The following is a 15,788-nucleotide window of genomic DNA, read 5'->3' as shown; positions in this document are numbered from 1 at the left end:
TCCAGGTGTTACCGTCACCCACCACCATGCGCCTGCTTGTCCCCCTCGTTCTGCTGGCCCTGTTTTGTGGGGCGTGTGCCCACACGCCAAAGAGCACCGGCCTGGAGGGGCTCCAGCCCGTGGTGGACGACTTCTACAAGCGGCTGCGCTGGAAGGACTTCCGGGGAGCCGCCCGGCACCTCGTCCCCGAGCACCGCGAGGCCTTCCTGAACGCCCGGCGCGAGCTCCACGACGAGAGAGACCTCTCCATCACCGACTACGAGGTTCTCGAGGTGGGCCTGGCGCCCGACGGTATGCGCGCCACGGTGACGAGCCGCATTCAGTGGATGCGCCTGCCCTCGCCCTCGGAGCAGACGGCCACCACCACCTCGGAGTTCGTCTACCAGGGGGGCGTGTGGCTGCTGGAGCGTCAGCTCGAAGGGCCCTTCGCGGGCGAGCTGCCGTAAAAAAATCGCCCGTCGACTCGGGGCCGGCCGAGGCGACGGGCGTCGAGGGTTCCCCAATGGAACCCCCTACCAGTTTTACTTGCCGCGCTTACAAAGCAAGGCGAGTGCCACGCCGCCAACCCCGGGGGCATGCCCCAAAAATCAACATCTTACGGGGATGCGGGGGCCCACCCGCCCCTCAGGGCCCGGGCGGGACACGACAGCCCTGTCAGGGCCCCTCGGGGAGACGGCACCGGGGCCTCTGACATGGGTGTCAGGCCCCCCTCAGACTACTCGCCGAGGACGGAGCGAATGGTCTCGCGCATGGAGTGGCGCGGCTTCCAGGCCAGCTCGTTCCGCCAGCGGTTGCCGTCCACGTTGCAGAGGAACTGGATGTGGTCCAGCTCGGGCGGGGGGAAGTTCGCCAGGCGGTACTTGAAGAGCATGCCCAGCACGGGGCGGGCGATGGGGTGCGGCACGGGGATGGGCGTGTGGCCCAGCTCGCGCAACACCGAGGACAGGGGCACCTCGCCCGGGCCGACGACGTTGTAGACGCCCTTGGGCTCGGGGCGCAGCGCCTCCACCATGGCGCGCGCCGCGTCCTCCACGTGGATGAGCTGCACCATGGGGTCGAACCCGGCCAGCGTCCACGGGTGGCGCAGCCGCAGGTAGTTGGAGGGCGCGTTCTTGATGGTGGGGCCCACGATGTGGACGGGCCGGAGGATGACGGTGTTGATGTCCGGGTGCCGCCAGAAGAAGCCATGCGCGAGCATGTCCACTTCGATCAAGTCCCGGACCCCCGAGAAGCGGCTGGCCGCCATCAGGGGCGCGTCCTCGGTGAGGAAGTTGGAGTTGTCGGGGCTGGGCCCGTAGACGTTGGCCGAGGAGAGGACCACGACCTTCTTCACCCCGTACTTGGCGCAGTACTCCAGCAGGCGCGTGGTGCCCACCACGTTGAAGGAGTGGTGCTCCTCCTCGCTCATGCGCGGGTCGTGCATGATGCCCATGTGGATGACGGCCCGGATTTCGTTCTTGCGGAAGACGTCCTCGGCCTTCTTCTTGCGCAAGTCCAGCTGGTACATCTCGACATCCTTCGGCTTGCCCAGGAAGGGGCGCCGGTCGATGCCAATGATGCGCTCGCTCTTGTGCAAGAGCTTGGCGAGGGTACGGCCCAGGTTGCCACTGATGCCCGTGACGACGATCGCCGGTCTCATGGAGCCCGCCTCTTAGCATGTGCCCCGGGGCTCACCAGAAGATGCTCCGGCGCTCCTTGAGGCCCTGGTGAATCATCGCCTGGATGGCGGCCCGCACGGTGCGCACCTTCTTGTCCAGCTCGCTGTCCTCGTCATCGGCGCGGCCGGTGAAGTGCAGGGGCTCACCGAAGTAGAGCCGGTACTTGGTGGGCAGGGGAATGGGCAGCCCGGTGGCGGTGATGGGAAACGCGGGGAAGCCCAGCAGCTTCGCCAGGGGCTTCAGGTCCATCAGCGCGGGGGCCTGCTCCTCGGCGCCAATGACGGCCACCGGCACGATGGGGGTGTCCGTCTCCAGCGCCAGCCGCATGAAGCCCAGGCCGAAGTCCTGGAGCTGGTAGCGCTGGGGCCACAGCTTGGAGATGCCGCGCATGCCCTCGGGGAAGACGAGGATGGCCTCGCCCGCGTTCAGCAGGCGGCGGCAGTTCTCCGGCGTGCCGACAATCTGCCCCACCCGGGCGAAGAACGCCGAGATGTACGGCAGGGTGGGAACCCACTTCTCCACCATGCTGCGGATGGCGCGCGGGGGCGAGGCCTCCATCATCAGGGCCACGCCAATCATGGCGCCGTCCATGGGCAGCTGGCCGGAGTGGTTGGAGACGAGGAGCACGCGGCCCGCGGGCACGTTCTCGATGCCGAAGGTCTCCACGCGGTGGTAGTGGCGGTAGAGCCAGAGCAGGGGCGCCACGGCGGCGAGGCTGAAGTCCAGGTTGAAGCCGAACGGGTCCACCCCGTACTCGTTCTCCGTCCGGGCGAGATCCTGGAGGCGCTCCTTGCGCTCCGGGCCCGCCATCTGTTCCGTCCACCCCTTCAGCTGCTGCCGGACCTTGTCACCGAGCTGCTCGAACATGGCCCATTCTTTAACACTCCCCTCCCCGGGCTGGGAGGGTTCGTGGGCGTGCCGCCGCCCAGGCGTTTTCCACAGAACCTCCGCTACAGGCCGGGCGCCAGCCGCTCCGCGGCCACCCGCAGGGGCACGGGGTCCGCATCGGCCTTCAGCCACCGGAACAGCGTGGCGAGCCGCTCCAGCTTCCGGGCCGCGGGCACCTGCAAGTCCCGCTGCTGGCGCACCAGCACCTCGGGGATGCCGTCCGTGGCGTCCAGGACGTCCACCGCGTGCAGCTCGAAGTTGAAGAACGCCCGGCCCAGGCAGGCCTTGTACGCCGCGCGGATGAGGGGCAGCGGCAGCGTGGCGGCGAACGTCCCGATGAAGGGAAAGCGCACGCCCGGCGTCACCGTCATGGGCAGCTCCAGCACCGCGCCCGTGCCGCGCCGGTAGGGCTGCGCCGGGTCTGGCCGGTAGGGCTCGCACGGGGCCAGGAGGACCGCCGGGCTGTCCAGCACCGAGCGCGAGGGGCGCTGGGCCAGGGCAAGCGCCCCCATGACCGTGGCCTTGGCCGCGTAGTACGGGGCGGCCGGGAAGGCGGACGAGCCATACCGGTAGCCTCGCGCCTCCGTGGCCGCGTAGAGGGCCGCGTTCAGGGTGTAGCCGGGGGCCCGGAAGCCCACCGGCCGCGTGCCCGTGGCGGCCCGGATGGCCTCCTCGCCGCGGACCAGGTCCTCGTGAATGGACTCGGGGGCGCGCCGGCTCAGGGCGTAGTCATGCGAGAAGCTGTGGTTGGCGATCTCGATGCCCGCCGCATGGGCCTGCCTCAGGGCCTCCGAGGCATCCGCGTCCGCCAAGTCCTCGCCGATGGCGAAGAACGTGCCGGGTACCCCCACGGTGGCCCAGAGCTCCCGGAAGCGCGGCACGGCCTTCGCGTACACCAGCTTCCGGGCGTGCGCGTCGAGCACCGTCTCGGGCAGGCCGTGGATGCGGCAGTAGTGGTGCAGCGAATCGAGGTCGACGGAGAGGGAGGCGAGCCGGGAGGCCATCCGCGTCCCCTCCCTCAGGTGCCGCGAATGCGGATGACGTAGACGAGCTTCCCCACGTTCCTCAGCACGTTGGGCACGCGCCGGAAGAGGTGGATGGAGGGCTGGCGCTTCTCATGGAGCTGGATGGGAATCTCCATCACCTTGCGCCCCTCGCGCCACGCGCGGATGACGAACTCGCTGGCGAACACGTCCATGTCCACCACGCACCGGGCGATGACGGGCAGCAGGGCCTCGCGCCGGAAGGCCTTGAGGCCGTGCGTGTCGGTGCCCCGGAAGTCCAGCATCACCTTCAGCAGCTTGTTGTGGACGCGCGTGGCCACGCGCCGCACCAGGGGCCGGTGGTCACTGGCGCCCTTGGCCGCCTTGGAGCCGACCACCATGTCCGCATCGCCCCGCTCCAGCCGGGGCAGCGCCGCGTCGTAGAAGGTGAGATCGCACAGGTCGATCTCATCGCAGACCACGTAGGTGCCCCGCGCCCGGATGATGCCCGCCTTCAGCGCCGCGCCGTAGTTGGGCCGCTCCGAGTGGAACCAGTGCAGGCGCGGGTTCTGGGCGCACAGCTTCTCCAGCAGCGCCGGCGTCGCGTCCCGCGAGCCGTTCTCCGCGAAGATGACCTCGTAGTCCCACCCGCGCGCGTCCAGCCCCTGGCACAGCTCCGCCGCGGCGGAGGCGAGGATGGAGGCCTCGTTGTAGACGGGAATGACGACGGACAGGTACGGGGCCATGGTCGAACGGATGCCAGAGGGTCAGAGGCCGGGGCCTAGCATGCTCCCGGCGACCCGTCGACAGCCGAGATGCGCCCCCTGCCCTCCAGCGTTCACCGTGCGTTGATGGCCTGGGCACAGGCCCGGCCGCCCAGGATGGCATCCTCCATGGAGGAGTACTCCCACTGGCCATAGCGCCCGGCCGTCAGGATGCGGGCGTGCTCCAGGAAGCGGAGAATCTCCGCCTTCGCGGCGCCGTAGGCCTCGTCGTAGAGCACGTACGCATGGGGAATCTCCACCGCCCGGGTGAAGAGGATGTCCCCGGCCGCGTGGACCATCTCGGAGCGCACTAGGTCCTCCAGCGCCAGCTGCTCGCAGCGGGCGGGGGACAGCTCCCCGTGGTGGCTGTACTCCACGTAGAAGGTGGCTGTCTCGGGCGGCGCCAGGGGCGCGTAGACCGCCGAAGGCGACCCGATGCGATAGGTCGCGAACTCTGGCTCGGGCAGGTAGATCCAATGCCAGGGCTGCCGGTTCGCGCCCCGGGCCCCCACGCACACGTAGGTGACCGTGGTGGCGCGCAGGCGGCCCGCGGCGGCCCGCACCTCGTCCGGCACCCCCGAGGCGCCCTGCCCCAGCAGACGTACCAGGTAGGGCAAGGGCAGCGTGGACAGCAGCTCCGAATAGCCGAGCGTGCGCCCATCGGAGAGCGTGAGCTTCCGGGCCTGCCAGTCAATCGCGGTGGGCTCGGTGTGGACGCTCACCTCGCCCCCCTCCAGGCCGTGCCGCATGGCCCGGGCGAGGCTCTCGATGCCGCCCTCGCGGGGGTACAGGAAGGAGGCGTTGTAGCCCAGCGCATCGCTGCCCACCCCGAGCGCCCCGTCCACCACCTCCTTGAGGCTGGGCCGGGGCACGAAGCGGCCCACCCAGGCCGCGGACAGCTCGCGCGGGTGCACCGTCCAGAGCTTCTGGTTGTACGGCACCATGAAGTTCTTCGCGAAGCCCTCGCCCATGTAGCGGAGGATGAACTCCTCGAAGTTGCGCGGATCCCGCTCTCGCAGCGCGCGGCCCTTGTCGCCGTAGATGGCGTCCACGTAGCCCACCAGGTTCTCCGCGACGACCTCGGGCGGCAGCCCGTGGGTGTTCACCTGGTAGGGGAAGCGCGTGAAGACGCCCCGGGAGAAGACGGCCGCCTTGCGCTGGATGCTCACCATCTGGCCAGGCAGCCAGCGCGTGTTCACCAACTCGCGAATCTCCGGGTCCCTCAGGTGCAGCCAGTGCCCGGTGGGATCGAAGTAGCAGCCGTCGATGACCTCGGTCTTGATGAGGCCTCCCACGCGATCGCTCTTCTCGATGAGGCGCCAGGGGCGCTTGAGAAAATGGGCGGCGGACAGGCCCGCAAGGCCCGCGCCGAGAATGACGGTGGGATCCATGGTTGGTGGGTCTACCACCTCTCGCGGCAAGGTGGGCAAAACCCGTTCGCCCTGCTTGGACCGGGCACCCGGCTCCCTGCCCCCTCTCCGGGAGGCCAAGGGCGTTCGGCCGCCCACACGTTCGCCTTCTTTCCGCCGTGGAAAGCCCTCTGATAGCGTGCGCGCGTCGCGGGACGGATCCGGACCCGCCCGCGGGCGCTCGCGCCAAAAGGTTCTCGAAGGAAATCCATGAAAGTCTCGTGCCCGTCTTGCCAGACGAACTACAACATCGATGACAAGCGGATCCCCGCCGGCGGAGCCAAGCTGAAGTGCGCCAAGTGCCAGGCCACCTTCCCCATCAAGCCCGCGGACGCGCTGCAGACCCCAGTGGCCATTCCGCTGCCCGGCGCTGTCGCCATGCCGGTGCCCACGGCCATTCCGCTGCCCGGCGCCGTCGCCATGCCGGTGCCCACGGCCATTCCGCTGCCCGGCGCCACCCCGGATCCCTTCGCGGGCTATAACAGCGAGGACTTCAACCCGCCCGAGCAGGAAGAGTCCACCCGCATCATGTCCCTGTCGTCGCTGCCCAGCGCGGCCTTCCGGGACACCACTCCGGCCGCGCCCGCCTACGGCGAGGTGCCGGAGCCGGACAATGCCTTCGACTTCTCGAACGAGCCTCCGCCCCCCGCGGCCGCCCCCGCGTACAGCTTCGACGCGGGCGCGGTGCAGGATGATCCCTTCGGCTCCTACAGCGATCCGGGCCTGAATCCGCAGGCTGCCATTCCCCTGCCGGGCACCCCCGCGCCCCAGGCGTTCGCGCTGCCCCCGGAGCCGATGTCCTTCGATGCGGCCATCCCCCTGCCGGGGGCGGAGGCCGTGGATCCGAATGATCCGTTCTCCCTGCCGCCGCCCTCCGGCGAGGAGCACGGCTACGCGCAGCAGACGGTCCTGCCCGAAGAGGATCCGTTCGCCCTGCCGCCCCCGCCCGCGGCGCCCGAAGAGGACCCGTTCGCCCTGCCCCCTCCGGAAGATCCGTTCGCCCTGCCTCCACCTCCAGACGCGGGCATGGACTTCCCCGCCATGGATGTGTCCGAGCCGCAGAGCGCCACGGGGTTCGAGTTCACCGAGCCCCCGCCCGCGGAGGCCGGCGGCGAGCCGGACCCGTTCGCGGTGGATCTCTCGACCCCGGCGCCCGTGGCCTCGACGGACTTCAGCCTCGACTTCTCCAGCCAGCCGCCCTCGGCCGCCCCGGCCCCGGCCATGAACATGGCGCCCGACGTGGGCACGGACTTCGGAGACGTCAGCTTCGATGATCTCCCCCCGGCGGGCCCGCCGTCCGCGGGGGGCTCGGCCGACTCGCTCGAGTTCGACCCGACGGCGCCGAGCCCCGCCTCGGATGACCTCGAGGTGGACCTCTCCGCGCCCCTGCCGCCCCCGCCCTCCACCGGCAGCGCGGACGGGCTGGAGATGCTCAGCTTCATCGACACCGCGGCCAAGGAGAACGGGGCCAAGCCCGCGGGCAAGGTGAAGCGCTTCCAGGTCCGGCGCCGCTCGGGCAAGGTCTTCGGCCCGTTCGAGGAAGGCGTCATCGTCAAGATGCTCGAGGACGGCCAGCTCCTGGGCAACGAGGACGTCTCGGAGGACTCGGAGAACTGGGCGCCCATCGGCACGGTGGCGGCGTTCGCCGCGGCCATCCAGAAGCTGATGGAGGGCCCCGCGGTGAAGGGCCCCGTGGCCCCTGCGGGCGCCGTGGTGGAGGCCTCCCGGACGGACGCGGCCCCAGCCTCGAGCCCCTCCGTCACGCTGGACCGGATGAACCAGCTGTACGAGGGCCGCATGGCCGCGGTGTCCGTCGTGGACCGCAGCGGCACGTACGAGAAGTGGCGCAAGCGCGTGCCCTTCCTCGTCGCCGGAGGCGTGGCCACCGTCCTGCTCTCCATCGGCTTCAGCTTCCACTTCTCGCGCTACGGGGCCTTCGGCCACCGCAAGCTGTTCCCGCCCACCGTCTCCTCGGGCTCCACCGCCGCGGCGGACGTGGAGAAGGCGCGCCAGGAGCTGCTCAAGGACACCTTCGCCAGCTACCAGCAGGCGCGGGACTTGAGCGCCAAGGTGCTCGCCACCAAGGAGTACCCGGAGGTGCGCGCGCTCTGGTGCCAGTCCATCTTCTACCTGCAGCGCCGCTACGCCGCCGCGGAGGCGAAGGACACCACCCGCTGCCAGGCGGCGAAGGAGGATCTGGAGCTGCTGGGGGAGAAGAACCTGGAGGTCATCAAGGCCTTCGCGGGCTCGGCCCTGGCCCGGCGCCTGCCGGATGAAGTGCTTCCGGCGCTGAAGGACGCGCGCAGCCGCGACGCCAACGCCAAGGACCTGGAGCTGTCCTTCCTGCTGGCCGAGGCCCAGGGCCTCAAGCGCCAGGAGAAGGAGGCCATCGCCACCCTGGAGCAGGTCCTCAAGAGCCACAAGGACTCCGCTAAGGCGTACCACATGCTGGGCAACCTCCACCGGGACGCGAACCGCCCGGACGAGGCAGTCAAAGCCTATGAGCAGGCGCTCCAGGCGGACCCCACCCACGCCATCTCCGCGGTGGAGCTGGCCGCGGTGGAGCTGCTGCTGCGCAAGGGGGACGCCGCCAAGGGCCTCCAGGCCGTGGAGCAGGCGCTCGACGAGAAGGCGCTCGCGGGGCTGGGGCCCGCGGAGATCGCCCGCGCCCGCAGCCTCAAGGGCGTGGCGCTCGCCGGGCTGTTCCGCTTCAAGGAGGCCGAGGCGGAGCTGAAGGACTCCCTGCAGAAGGACCCGAACTCCATCTTCATCAAGGCCCAGCTGGCCCGCGTGCTGCGCGCCAACCGGGACTTCGCGAGCGCCCTGCCCCTGTACGAGGAAGCCACCAAGGAGGAGAACGGCGTCATCGAGTACGCGGAGGGCTACATCACCTCGCTGGTGATGCTCGGGAAGATGAGCGATGCGCTTAAGGCGGTGGAGGCGGCCAATGCCCGCTTCACCAACGACGCGCGCATCGCCCTGCTCTTTGGCCGCATCGACGACTCGCGCGACCAGATCGCCTCCGCCGAGGGGCACTACCTGCGCGCCATCAAGGAGGACCCGGCCCTCTTCGAGGCGAACCTCTACCTGGGCCGCTTCTACCTGCGCCTGCGCCGCACGGGCGAGGCCCGGACTCAGCTCGAGGAGGCCGCGAAGAAGTCCCCCAATGACGCCGGCGTGCGCGCGGGCCTGGGCGAGCTGGCCCTGGCGGAGAACAACGTGCGGCTGGCCGAGGAGGAGTTCCTGCGCGCCGCCGAGCTCAACCCCAGCCTCGCCGACGCGCAGCTGGGCCTGTCGCGCGTGGCGCTGCTCACCGGGGACCTGGAGACGGCGCGGGCCAAGTCCACACGCGCCCTGGAGCTGGACCCGTTCCTGCTCAAGGACGGGCGGCTGCAGCGCGGCACGGTGCTGTGGCGGCTGGGCCAGCTGGACGAGGCGAGCGTCGAGTTGGAGAAGGCCAAGGAAGAGGACCCGCGGTCCATCACCATCCCTATCACCCTGGGGGCGGTGCTCTTCGAGAAGGGTGACCTGGCGGGGGCGGAGAAGAACCTCATGCTCGCGCTCAACCGGGAGCCCTCCAACCACGAGGCGCTCTATTACGTCGCCATGGTGAAGGCCAAGCGCGCCGAGTACACGGGCGCCATCGACCAGATGAAGAGCGCCGTGGAGAAGGCGCCGCACCGGCCCGACTACCACTACGCCCTGGGCAACATCTACCGGGACGCGGACCGGCTGCCCGAGGCCATCGTGGAGTGGAAGGAGACCATCAAGCGGGATCCGAACCACGCGGACACCTACGAGCAGCTGGGCAAGGCCTACCTGGAGACCAACAACACGGGCGAGGCCATCCCCGCCTTCGAGTCCGCGCTCGCCGCGGACCCGAAGCGCAAGCGCGTGCTGGGCGCCATCGGGGACGTGTACTTCTCGGAAGGCCGCTGGGACGAGGCCATCCGGCGCTACGAGAAGGCGCTCAAGGAGGCCCCGGACCTCACCTACATCTATTACAAGATTGGCCGTGCCTGGTCCGAGCGCGAGCAGCCCGGCCGCGCCATCGACTGGTACAAGAAGGCCGTCACGGCCGAGCCCAACAACGCCATGGCCCAGTACTACCTGGGCTTCGCCTACAAGGCGAAGGGCCGCCGCAAGGAGGCCACCGCCGCCTTCCAGCAGTACCTGAGCCTCAAGCCGAACGCCGAGGACAAGCGGGACATCGAGGACGAGATCGCCGCCCTCGAGTAGCCGGAGGCCCCCCCGCGGCGCCCGGTAGCGGACGCCGTGGGGCAGGACTGGCTTGCCCGCTGGGGCCAGGGTGACTAGAAGTCGCCCTCCATGCTGGATCTCCGATACGTCGCGCAGAACTTCGATGCGGTTGTTGCCCGGCTGAAGGCCCGCAGCGGCAACCTGGACCTCGGTCCCTTCCAGAAGCTCTTCACCGAGCGGCGGGAGCTCTACGTCTCCATGGAGGGACTGTCGGCGCGCCGCAACACGGCCAACGACGAGATGAAGCGCAAGGCGAAGGAGGACCCGTCGGCGCTGGAGGCGCTGCGCGGGGACCTGCGCGCCGTGTCCCAGGAAATCAAGGAGAAGGAGGGGCGCCTCAAGGAGGTGGAGGAGGAGATCAGCCGCATCCTGCTGCTCATCCCCAACATCCCCCACGAGTCAGTGCCCACCGGCACCAGCGAGCAGGACAACGTGGTGGCCCGCACCTGGGGCGAGAAACCCAACCTCCCCTTCACGCCCCGGCAGCACTTCGAGATTGGCGAGAAGCTGGGGATGCTGGACTTCGAGCGGGCGGCGAAGGTGTCCGGCAGCCGGTTCACCTTCTACAAGGCGGCGCTGGCCCGGCTGGAGCGGGCGCTCGTCACCTTCATGATCGATGTGCACACCCAGAAGGGCTACACGGAGCTGCTGCCGCCCTACCTGGTGCTGCGCGAGACGATGATGGGCACCGGCCAGCTGCCCAAGTTCGAGGACGACGCCTTCAAGACGTCCGGCGAGCCCGAGCGCTTCCTCATCCCCACCGCCGAGGTGCCCGTCACCAACTACCACTCGGACGAAATCCTGGAGGGCGCCCAGCTGCCCCTGAAGTACTGCGCCTTCAGCCCCTGCTTCCGGGCCGAGGCGGGCGCCGCGGGCCGGGACACGCGCGGCCTGATTCGCCAGCACCAGTTCCACAAGGTGGAGCTGGTGAAGTTCGCCACGCCGGACACCAGCCTGAGCGAGCTGGACGCCATGACGGACGATGCGTGCGACATCCTCCGGCGCCTGGGGCTGCACCACCGGGTGATGCTGCTGTGCACCGGGGACATGGGCTTCGCGGCCCGGAAGACGTTCGACATTGAGGTGTGGCTGCCGGGCCAGGGGGCCTACCGGGAGATCTCCTCGTGCTCGGACTGCGGCGACTTCCAGGCGCGCCGGGCCAAGATTCGCTTCCGCGCCCAGAAGGGCGACAAGCCCCAGCTGCTGCACACCCTCAATGGCAGCGGCCTGGCCGTGGGCCGGACGAGCATTGCCATCCTGGAGAACTACCAGCGCGAGGACGGAAGCGTGGCCATCCCGGACGCGTTGGTGCCCTACATGGGGGGTCTCAAGGAGATCCGTCCGCTCTAGGCCACATCCCCATTGCAATGGGCGAAGAATGAGGTAGAAGGGCGGCCCCGCGCATTTGGGCGGGCCGTGCGGTCCTTGAAGTGGAGGAGTGGCCGAGCGGCTGAAGGCAGCGGTCTTGAAAACCGCAGAGGGTGAAAGCCCTCCGTAGGTTCGAATCCTACCTCCTCCGAAGCTGTTGATTTTGTTCTTGCCTTACGCGGTTCTTTGACAGAGAAAAGTTGGAGAGATGGCCGAGAGGCTGAAGGCACAGGTTTGCTAAACCTGCATACTCGAAAGGGTATCGAGGGTTCGAATCCCTCTCTCTCCGCCACTTATCGTTGTAGCGGCGTCGAAAGACATGCTCCCTTAGCTCAGCTGGATAGAGCGTCGGACTACGAATCCGAAGGCCGGAGGTTCGAATCCTCCAGGGAGCGCACTCTTTCTCGCGGCACCTCACCACCATGAGTGACGAGGCTTTCATGCAGCAGGCGCTTGCGCTGGCGCGGGAAGCCGAAGCCTTGGGAGAGGTCCCCGTGGGCGCGGTCGCGGTACACCAGGGCCAGGTCATCGGCACGGGCTTCAACCGCCGGGAAATCGACCGCCACCCCTTCGCACACGCAGAGCTGCTGGCACTGGATGCCGCGGCCCGGACGCTGGGAGTCTGGCGGCTCACCGGTGTTACCCTGTACGTCACCTTGGAGCCCTGTGCGATGTGCGCGGGCGCGATGGTTCAGGGACGGGTGACCCGGTTGGTGTTCGGGACGCTGGATCCGAAGGCGGGCGCGGTTGGCTCGCTCTACAACCTGGCCGAGGAGCCCCGGCATAACCACCGGCTTCAGGTGACAAGTGGCATTCTGGCGGACGAAAGCCGTCAGCTTCTCAAGGGCTTCTTTGGGCGGTTGCGAGAGAAGAAGCGCGACAAGTGAATATTGGAGAGCTGGCCGAGTGGTCGAAGGCACCTGACTCGAAATCAGGCGTACCGGCAACGGTACCGTAGGTTCGAATCCTACGCTCTCCGCTCTCTGTGTCTTGGAGGGGTGGCCGAGCGGTTGAAGGCGCACGCCTGGAACGCGTGTATATCTTAACGGGTATCGTGGGTTCGAATCCCACCCCCTCCGTAGTTGTTGGTGTTGTGGTCGGGACAACGTGGGGACGTGAACCCCGCCAGGTCCGGAAGGAAGCAACGGTAGCGCACCTTCGCGTGTGTCCCGGCCGTTCTTATGAAAGAGCCGATACCCTCCCGGGTGTCGGCTCTTTCTCTTTGCGGGCCCTGGCTCCCCTGCCCCGGGCTCAGTCGCGGGCGAGGATCGTCTCCCGCCCCACCTGCCCCACCACCCGGAAGCCGGCCGCCTGCAGCTCCTTCAGGGCCCGGCCCTGGAAGGTCACCGCCCGGTTGATGTCCCTGTGGCGCATGGCGGCCTGGAAGTTCCGGTCCCGGGGCCAGTCGCAGGTGAGCCAGGGGATGTTCTTGCCGATGTAGAAGAAGCCCCCCGCGCCCCACAGCCCCTCGTTGACGATGACCAGCCCCCGGACCCCCTCATCCCGGGTGGCGGCGACGATGGCCCGGAACTGGTCTCCCCGGAGGTCATTCGGCGGGTAGAAGGCCGCGGGGAGCAGGCTCGCCGCGAGCGCCAGGGCCACGCCCCCCTTCCGTAGCCAGGCCGGCCGGGCCTCCTCCAGCAGCCATGCGGCCAGCGGCGGGCCCGCGGCCAGCAGGAGCAGCACGAGCGCCGGGTACAGGAAGCGCTCCTCCTTGTGCGCGGTCACGGTGATGGCCCCCACGTACACCCCCGCGCAGAGCAGCGGCAGGGAGAGCCCTCGGCGGCGCGTCAGGAGCGCCAGCCCCCCCGCGCCCCACACCCACAGGGGAATCGCCCCGAGGAGCACCGGCACATAGAAGCCGGGAGGGTGCGCGCCGAACTGCTGGGCCGCCCCTCCGGACAGGACGTTGAAGCGCACGTAGGCGAGGAACGAGTGAAAGGGAGTGCCCCAGGTCACCGCATCGAGGGCGCCCAATGCCGCGGCCACGAGGATGCCCCCAGCACAGGTGAAGGCCAGCGTCCGCCACCGGGCGGCCAGCACCAGCCCCACGAGCGCTGCGGCGACGAAGACGGCCGAGCCATAGCGCGTCACCACCGCCAGCCCCAGCGCCAGTCCGCCCAGCAGCCCCGCCTGGCGCAGGCGCTCCTTCCGGTCGAGCGCCTCCAGGCCCACCACCAGAAAGGCGGCCGACAGGGACTCGCCCAGGGTCCGGCCCGCGAAGACGAGCACCGGCCCGTACAGGCCCACCAGCAACGTGGTGAGCCGCGCGGCCCCCTGCCCCCCCCGGCGCCAGGCGAAGCGGTACGTGGCCCAGAGCATCCACGCATGCAGCGCCATCTGGGGAAGCGCCAGCAGGGCCCGGTACGCCCGGGGGTGGTTAATGCCCAGCAGGTCCGCCAGGCGCAGCAGCCAGGAGGCCAGCATCGGCACCGCCCAGTTGCGCAGGCCATCCCGCCACTCCCAGGCCAGAACCCCGTACCCATGCGCGCGGAACCACGCCGGTTCGAGCAGTTGGTACACCTCGTCCGGGTGGATGCGGCCCAGCTGCGCCACGGCGATGACCGCCGGGGCCAGTGCCACCGCCCCCAGGAGCAGGCGCCCCCCCCGGCCCTCGGCGGGCGCCGGGGCCTCCATCACGTCGGCGGGCGGTGGCGCGGCAGGTTCGCTCGAAGGGGTCGGGAAGGAGGTCATCACGGGCGGTGGCCGCCCGACTCTCACCGTCCCGGCTTCAACACGCAAGCCAAGGGAGGTTTGTCCCCCCACCCCGGGCTCGGCTAAGAGCAGGGTCCTGGGGAGGCAACATGCCGGATGTCATCATCGTCGGGGCTGGCCACAATGGACTCGTCACCGCGGCGCTGCTCGCGCGGCGGGGGCTGAAGGTCACCGTCCTGGAGGACAAGGACACCGTGGGCGGGGCGTGCAAGACGGAGTACCCGTTCCGCTCCGCCCCCAAGCTGGGCGTCTCCACGGGGGCCTACCTGCTGGGGCTCATGCCGCCGGAGATTCTGCGCGAGCTGGAGCTGGAGCTGCCCCTGAAGCGGAGGGATCCGCACTACTTCCTGCCCACCACCGACACGCGCTACCTCCTGTTCGGCTCCAACGAGCGCGAGATGCAGCGCCAGTTCCTCGAGTTCTTCTCCGAGGCGGACTGGAAGGCCAACCAGGCCATGAACACCGAGCTGGCCGCAATGCGCGATGACCTGGCCCCCGCTTGGCTCCTGCCGCCGGTGTCCCTGGAGGAGACCGCCGAGCGCTACATTCGCCCCGCCCTGCGCGAGGCCTTCATCCGGCTGTGCCGGGGCTCGGCCCACGAGTACCTGGACCGCTTCGGCTTCGAATCGGACTTGGTGAAGGCCATGTACGCGGTGACCGATGCCTTCTCCGGCCTGGATGCAGGCTACGACACGCCGGGCGCGGGCATGAACCTGCTCGTCCACAACATGTGCCGGCTGCCCGGCGCGGGCGGCACGTGGATGATCGTCAGCGGCGGCATGGGCACCGTCACCCAGGCCCTGGAGCGCGTGGCCCGCAAGCACGGCGCGGAGATCCGCACCCGGGCGCCCGTGGCCTCCATCCGCACGGACGGGGGCGTGGTGAAGGGCGTGGTGCTCAAGAGTGGCGAGGAGCTCTCCGCCTCCGTGGTGGTCTCCAACGCGGATCCGTTCCGCACGCTCGGCCTGCTGGAGGCCTCCGCCGTCCCCCAGGACTTCCGCCAGCGCATCGAGGCCATGGCCGCCCCGGGCACCACCCTCAAGGTCAACCTGTGCCTCAAGGGCCTGCCCACCTTCACCTGCCTGCCCGAGGACCGGGGCCAGTTCGGCCCCACCATCCACCTGCTGCCGCAGGAGAAGGACGTGCTCGGCGCCCTGGCGCGCGCCTACGCCGACACCCAGGCCGGGCGGCTGTCGGAGTTCCCCTCCATCGAGTGGTACTTCCACACCCCCATCGATCCGTCGCTCCGCGATGACCAGGGCCACCACAACTCCGCCCTCTTCGTGCAGTGGGTCCCCTCGCAGCCCGCGGGCTCCACCTGGGAGAAGGAGGAGGCGCGCTACGTCCAGCACCTCCTGTCCATCTGCGACCGCTTCGCCCCGGGCACCAGTGATTTGGTGGTGGAGACCTTCGCCCTCACCCCGCCACGCATCGAGTCCCACTTCGGCATCACCCACGGCCACATCCACCACGTGGACAACAAGCGCGGCTTCACCGACCGGCTCCCCTACGAGACGCCCATTGCCGGGCTCTACTTCTGCGGCGCGGGCTGCCACCCGGCCGGCAGCGTCATCGGCGCCGCGGGCCACAATGCCGCGGGCGTGGTGCTCAAAGCCCTGGAACACTGAGCGAATCCCGGAATTTTCCTGCCCCGGAGTCCAGAATGTGGACGCATTGGGGCCTCCGGGGGAGCGAAGGGGCGGACTTTCACGGCGGGCGCATGGATCCTTCGCGCCCCCGTGT

Annotated in this window: 11 protein-coding genes, 5 tRNA genes and 1 other RNA gene; 11 read left to right on the top strand and 6 right to left on the bottom strand. The window is 69.4% G+C overall.

All coding sequences use genetic code 11. From position 1 onward, the window contains the following. Window positions 1–26: 26 nt before the first annotated feature. Window positions 27–446, top strand: coding sequence for a hypothetical protein (locus tag KY661_RS33130; RefSeq protein ID WP_225413994.1), 420 nt, complete (start codon window positions 27–29; stop codon window positions 444–446). Window positions 447–715: 269 nt separating this feature from the next. On the opposite strand, the gene KY661_RS33125 is transcribed toward KY661_RS33130, so the two are convergent. The 5 genes from KY661_RS33125 to KY661_RS33105 form a co-directional block, all read right to left on the bottom strand. Continuing rightward, window positions 716–1,639: an SDR family oxidoreductase gene (locus KY661_RS33125; protein WP_075004721.1), complete on the bottom strand. Its 924-nt coding sequence runs from the start codon at window positions 1,637–1,639 to the stop codon at window positions 716–718. A gap of 31 nt (window positions 1,640–1,670) precedes the next feature. Then, window positions 1,671–2,525, bottom strand: coding sequence for a lysophospholipid acyltransferase family protein (locus KY661_RS33120; RefSeq protein WP_225413993.1), 855 nt, complete (start codon window positions 2,523–2,525; stop codon window positions 1,671–1,673). An 83-nt stretch (window positions 2,526–2,608) separates the two neighbouring features. Next, the gene (locus KY661_RS33115) at window positions 2,609–3,550 is read right to left on the bottom strand and encodes a polysaccharide deacetylase family protein (protein ID WP_225413992.1); all 942 of its coding nucleotides are present in this window, start codon (window positions 3,548–3,550) and stop codon (window positions 2,609–2,611) included. A 14-nt stretch (window positions 3,551–3,564) separates the two neighbouring features. Next, on the bottom strand, window positions 3,565–4,275 hold the full coding sequence (locus KY661_RS33110; RefSeq protein ID WP_225413991.1) for a glycosyltransferase family 2 protein: 711 nt from the start codon (window positions 4,273–4,275) through the stop codon (window positions 3,565–3,567). 92 nt (window positions 4,276–4,367) lie between these two features. After that, complete coding sequence (locus KY661_RS33105) at window positions 4,368–5,684, bottom strand: protoporphyrinogen/coproporphyrinogen oxidase (protein ID WP_225413990.1); 1,317 nt, start codon at window positions 5,682–5,684, stop codon at window positions 4,368–4,370. 228 nt (window positions 5,685–5,912) lie between these two features. On the opposite strand from KY661_RS33105, the gene KY661_RS33100 reads away from it, so the two are divergent. The 9 genes from KY661_RS33100 to ffs all read left to right on the top strand — a co-directional run bounded on the left by KY661_RS33100 (window position 5,913) and on the right by ffs (window position 12,513). Next, window positions 5,913–9,941 (top strand): tetratricopeptide repeat protein, encoded by a 4,029-nt coding sequence (locus KY661_RS33100; RefSeq protein ID WP_225413989.1) that lies wholly within the window; start codon window positions 5,913–5,915, stop codon window positions 9,939–9,941. Between the two features lie 90 nt (window positions 9,942–10,031). Further along, complete coding sequence (gene serS, locus KY661_RS33095; protein ID WP_225413988.1) at window positions 10,032–11,312, top strand: serine--tRNA ligase; 1,281 nt, start codon at window positions 10,032–10,034, stop codon at window positions 11,310–11,312. Window positions 11,313–11,394: 82 nt separating this feature from the next. After that, window positions 11,395–11,481 (top strand) — tRNA-Ser (locus tag KY661_RS33090). A 51-nt stretch (window positions 11,482–11,532) separates the two neighbouring features. Beyond that, a tRNA-Ser gene (locus KY661_RS33085) sits at window positions 11,533–11,622 on the top strand. 29 nt (window positions 11,623–11,651) lie between these two features. Then, window positions 11,652–11,725 (top strand) — tRNA-Arg (locus KY661_RS33080). Window positions 11,726–11,752: 27 nt separating this feature from the next. Then, window positions 11,753–12,217, top strand: a complete 465-nt coding sequence (gene tadA, locus KY661_RS33075; protein WP_225413987.1) for a tRNA adenosine(34) deaminase TadA — start codon at window positions 11,753–11,755, stop codon at window positions 12,215–12,217. Window positions 12,218–12,222: 5 nt separating this feature from the next. Further along, a tRNA-Ser gene (locus KY661_RS33070) sits at window positions 12,223–12,309 on the top strand. Between the two features lie 13 nt (window positions 12,310–12,322). Continuing rightward, a tRNA-Ser gene (locus KY661_RS33065) sits at window positions 12,323–12,409 on the top strand. 11 nt (window positions 12,410–12,420) lie between these two features. Further along, window positions 12,421–12,513, top strand: an RNA gene (gene ffs, locus KY661_RS33060) — signal recognition particle sRNA small type. A gap of 68 nt (window positions 12,514–12,581) precedes the next feature. Here ffs and KY661_RS33055 read toward each other — a convergent pair. Beyond that, the gene (locus KY661_RS33055; protein WP_225414013.1) at window positions 12,582–14,024 is read right to left on the bottom strand and encodes a glycosyltransferase family protein; all 1,443 of its coding nucleotides are present in this window, start codon (window positions 14,022–14,024) and stop codon (window positions 12,582–12,584) included. Between the two features lie 110 nt (window positions 14,025–14,134). On the opposite strand from KY661_RS33055, the gene KY661_RS33050 reads away from it, so the two are divergent. Next, window positions 14,135–15,673 (top strand): phytoene desaturase family protein, encoded by a 1,539-nt coding sequence (locus KY661_RS33050; protein ID WP_225413986.1) that lies wholly within the window; start codon window positions 14,135–14,137, stop codon window positions 15,671–15,673. Window positions 15,674–15,788 lie beyond the last annotated feature (115 nt).

It is taken from the genome of Allostigmatella hybrida (genome assembly GCF_020103775.1).
In the GTDB taxonomy this organism is placed as follows: Bacteria; Myxococcota; Myxococcia; order Myxococcales; family Myxococcaceae; genus Hyalangium; species Hyalangium aurantiaca.
Note: the sequence above shows the minus strand (reverse complement) of the source record. Positions and strands in the feature narration are given on the sequence as shown.

What these genes read in the sequence shown, in the direction of transcription:
- KY661_RS33120 (WP_225413993.1), bottom strand. Translation starts at nt 2,525, where the DNA reads ATGTTCGAGCAGCTCGGTGACAAGGTCCGGCAGCAGCTGAAGGGGTGG.
- KY661_RS33130 (WP_225413994.1), top strand. Translation starts at nt 27, where the DNA reads ATGCGCCTGCTTGTCCCCCTCGTTCTGCTGGCCCTGTTTTGTGGGGCG.
- KY661_RS33125 (WP_075004721.1), bottom strand. Translation starts at nt 1,639, where the DNA reads ATGAGACCGGCGATCGTCGTCACGGGCATCAGTGGCAACCTGGGCCGT.
- KY661_RS33115 (WP_225413992.1), bottom strand. Translation starts at nt 3,550, where the DNA reads ATGGCCTCCCGGCTCGCCTCCCTCTCCGTCGACCTCGATTCGCTGCAC.
- KY661_RS33110 (WP_225413991.1), bottom strand. Translation starts at nt 4,275, where the DNA reads ATGGCCCCGTACCTGTCCGTCGTCATTCCCGTCTACAACGAGGCCTCC.
- serS (WP_225413988.1), top strand. Translation starts at nt 10,032, where the DNA reads ATGCTGGATCTCCGATACGTCGCGCAGAACTTCGATGCGGTTGTTGCC.
- KY661_RS33055 (WP_225414013.1), bottom strand. Translation starts at nt 14,024, where the DNA reads ATGACCTCCTTCCCGACCCCTTCGAGCGAACCTGCCGCGCCACCGCCC.
- KY661_RS33050 (WP_225413986.1), top strand. Translation starts at nt 14,135, where the DNA reads ATGCCGGATGTCATCATCGTCGGGGCTGGCCACAATGGACTCGTCACC.
- KY661_RS33105 (WP_225413990.1), bottom strand. Translation starts at nt 5,684, where the DNA reads ATGGATCCCACCGTCATTCTCGGCGCGGGCCTTGCGGGCCTGTCCGCC.
- KY661_RS33100 (WP_225413989.1), top strand. Translation starts at nt 5,913, where the DNA reads ATGAAAGTCTCGTGCCCGTCTTGCCAGACGAACTACAACATCGATGAC.
- tadA (WP_225413987.1), top strand. Translation starts at nt 11,753, where the DNA reads ATGAGTGACGAGGCTTTCATGCAGCAGGCGCTTGCGCTGGCGCGGGAA.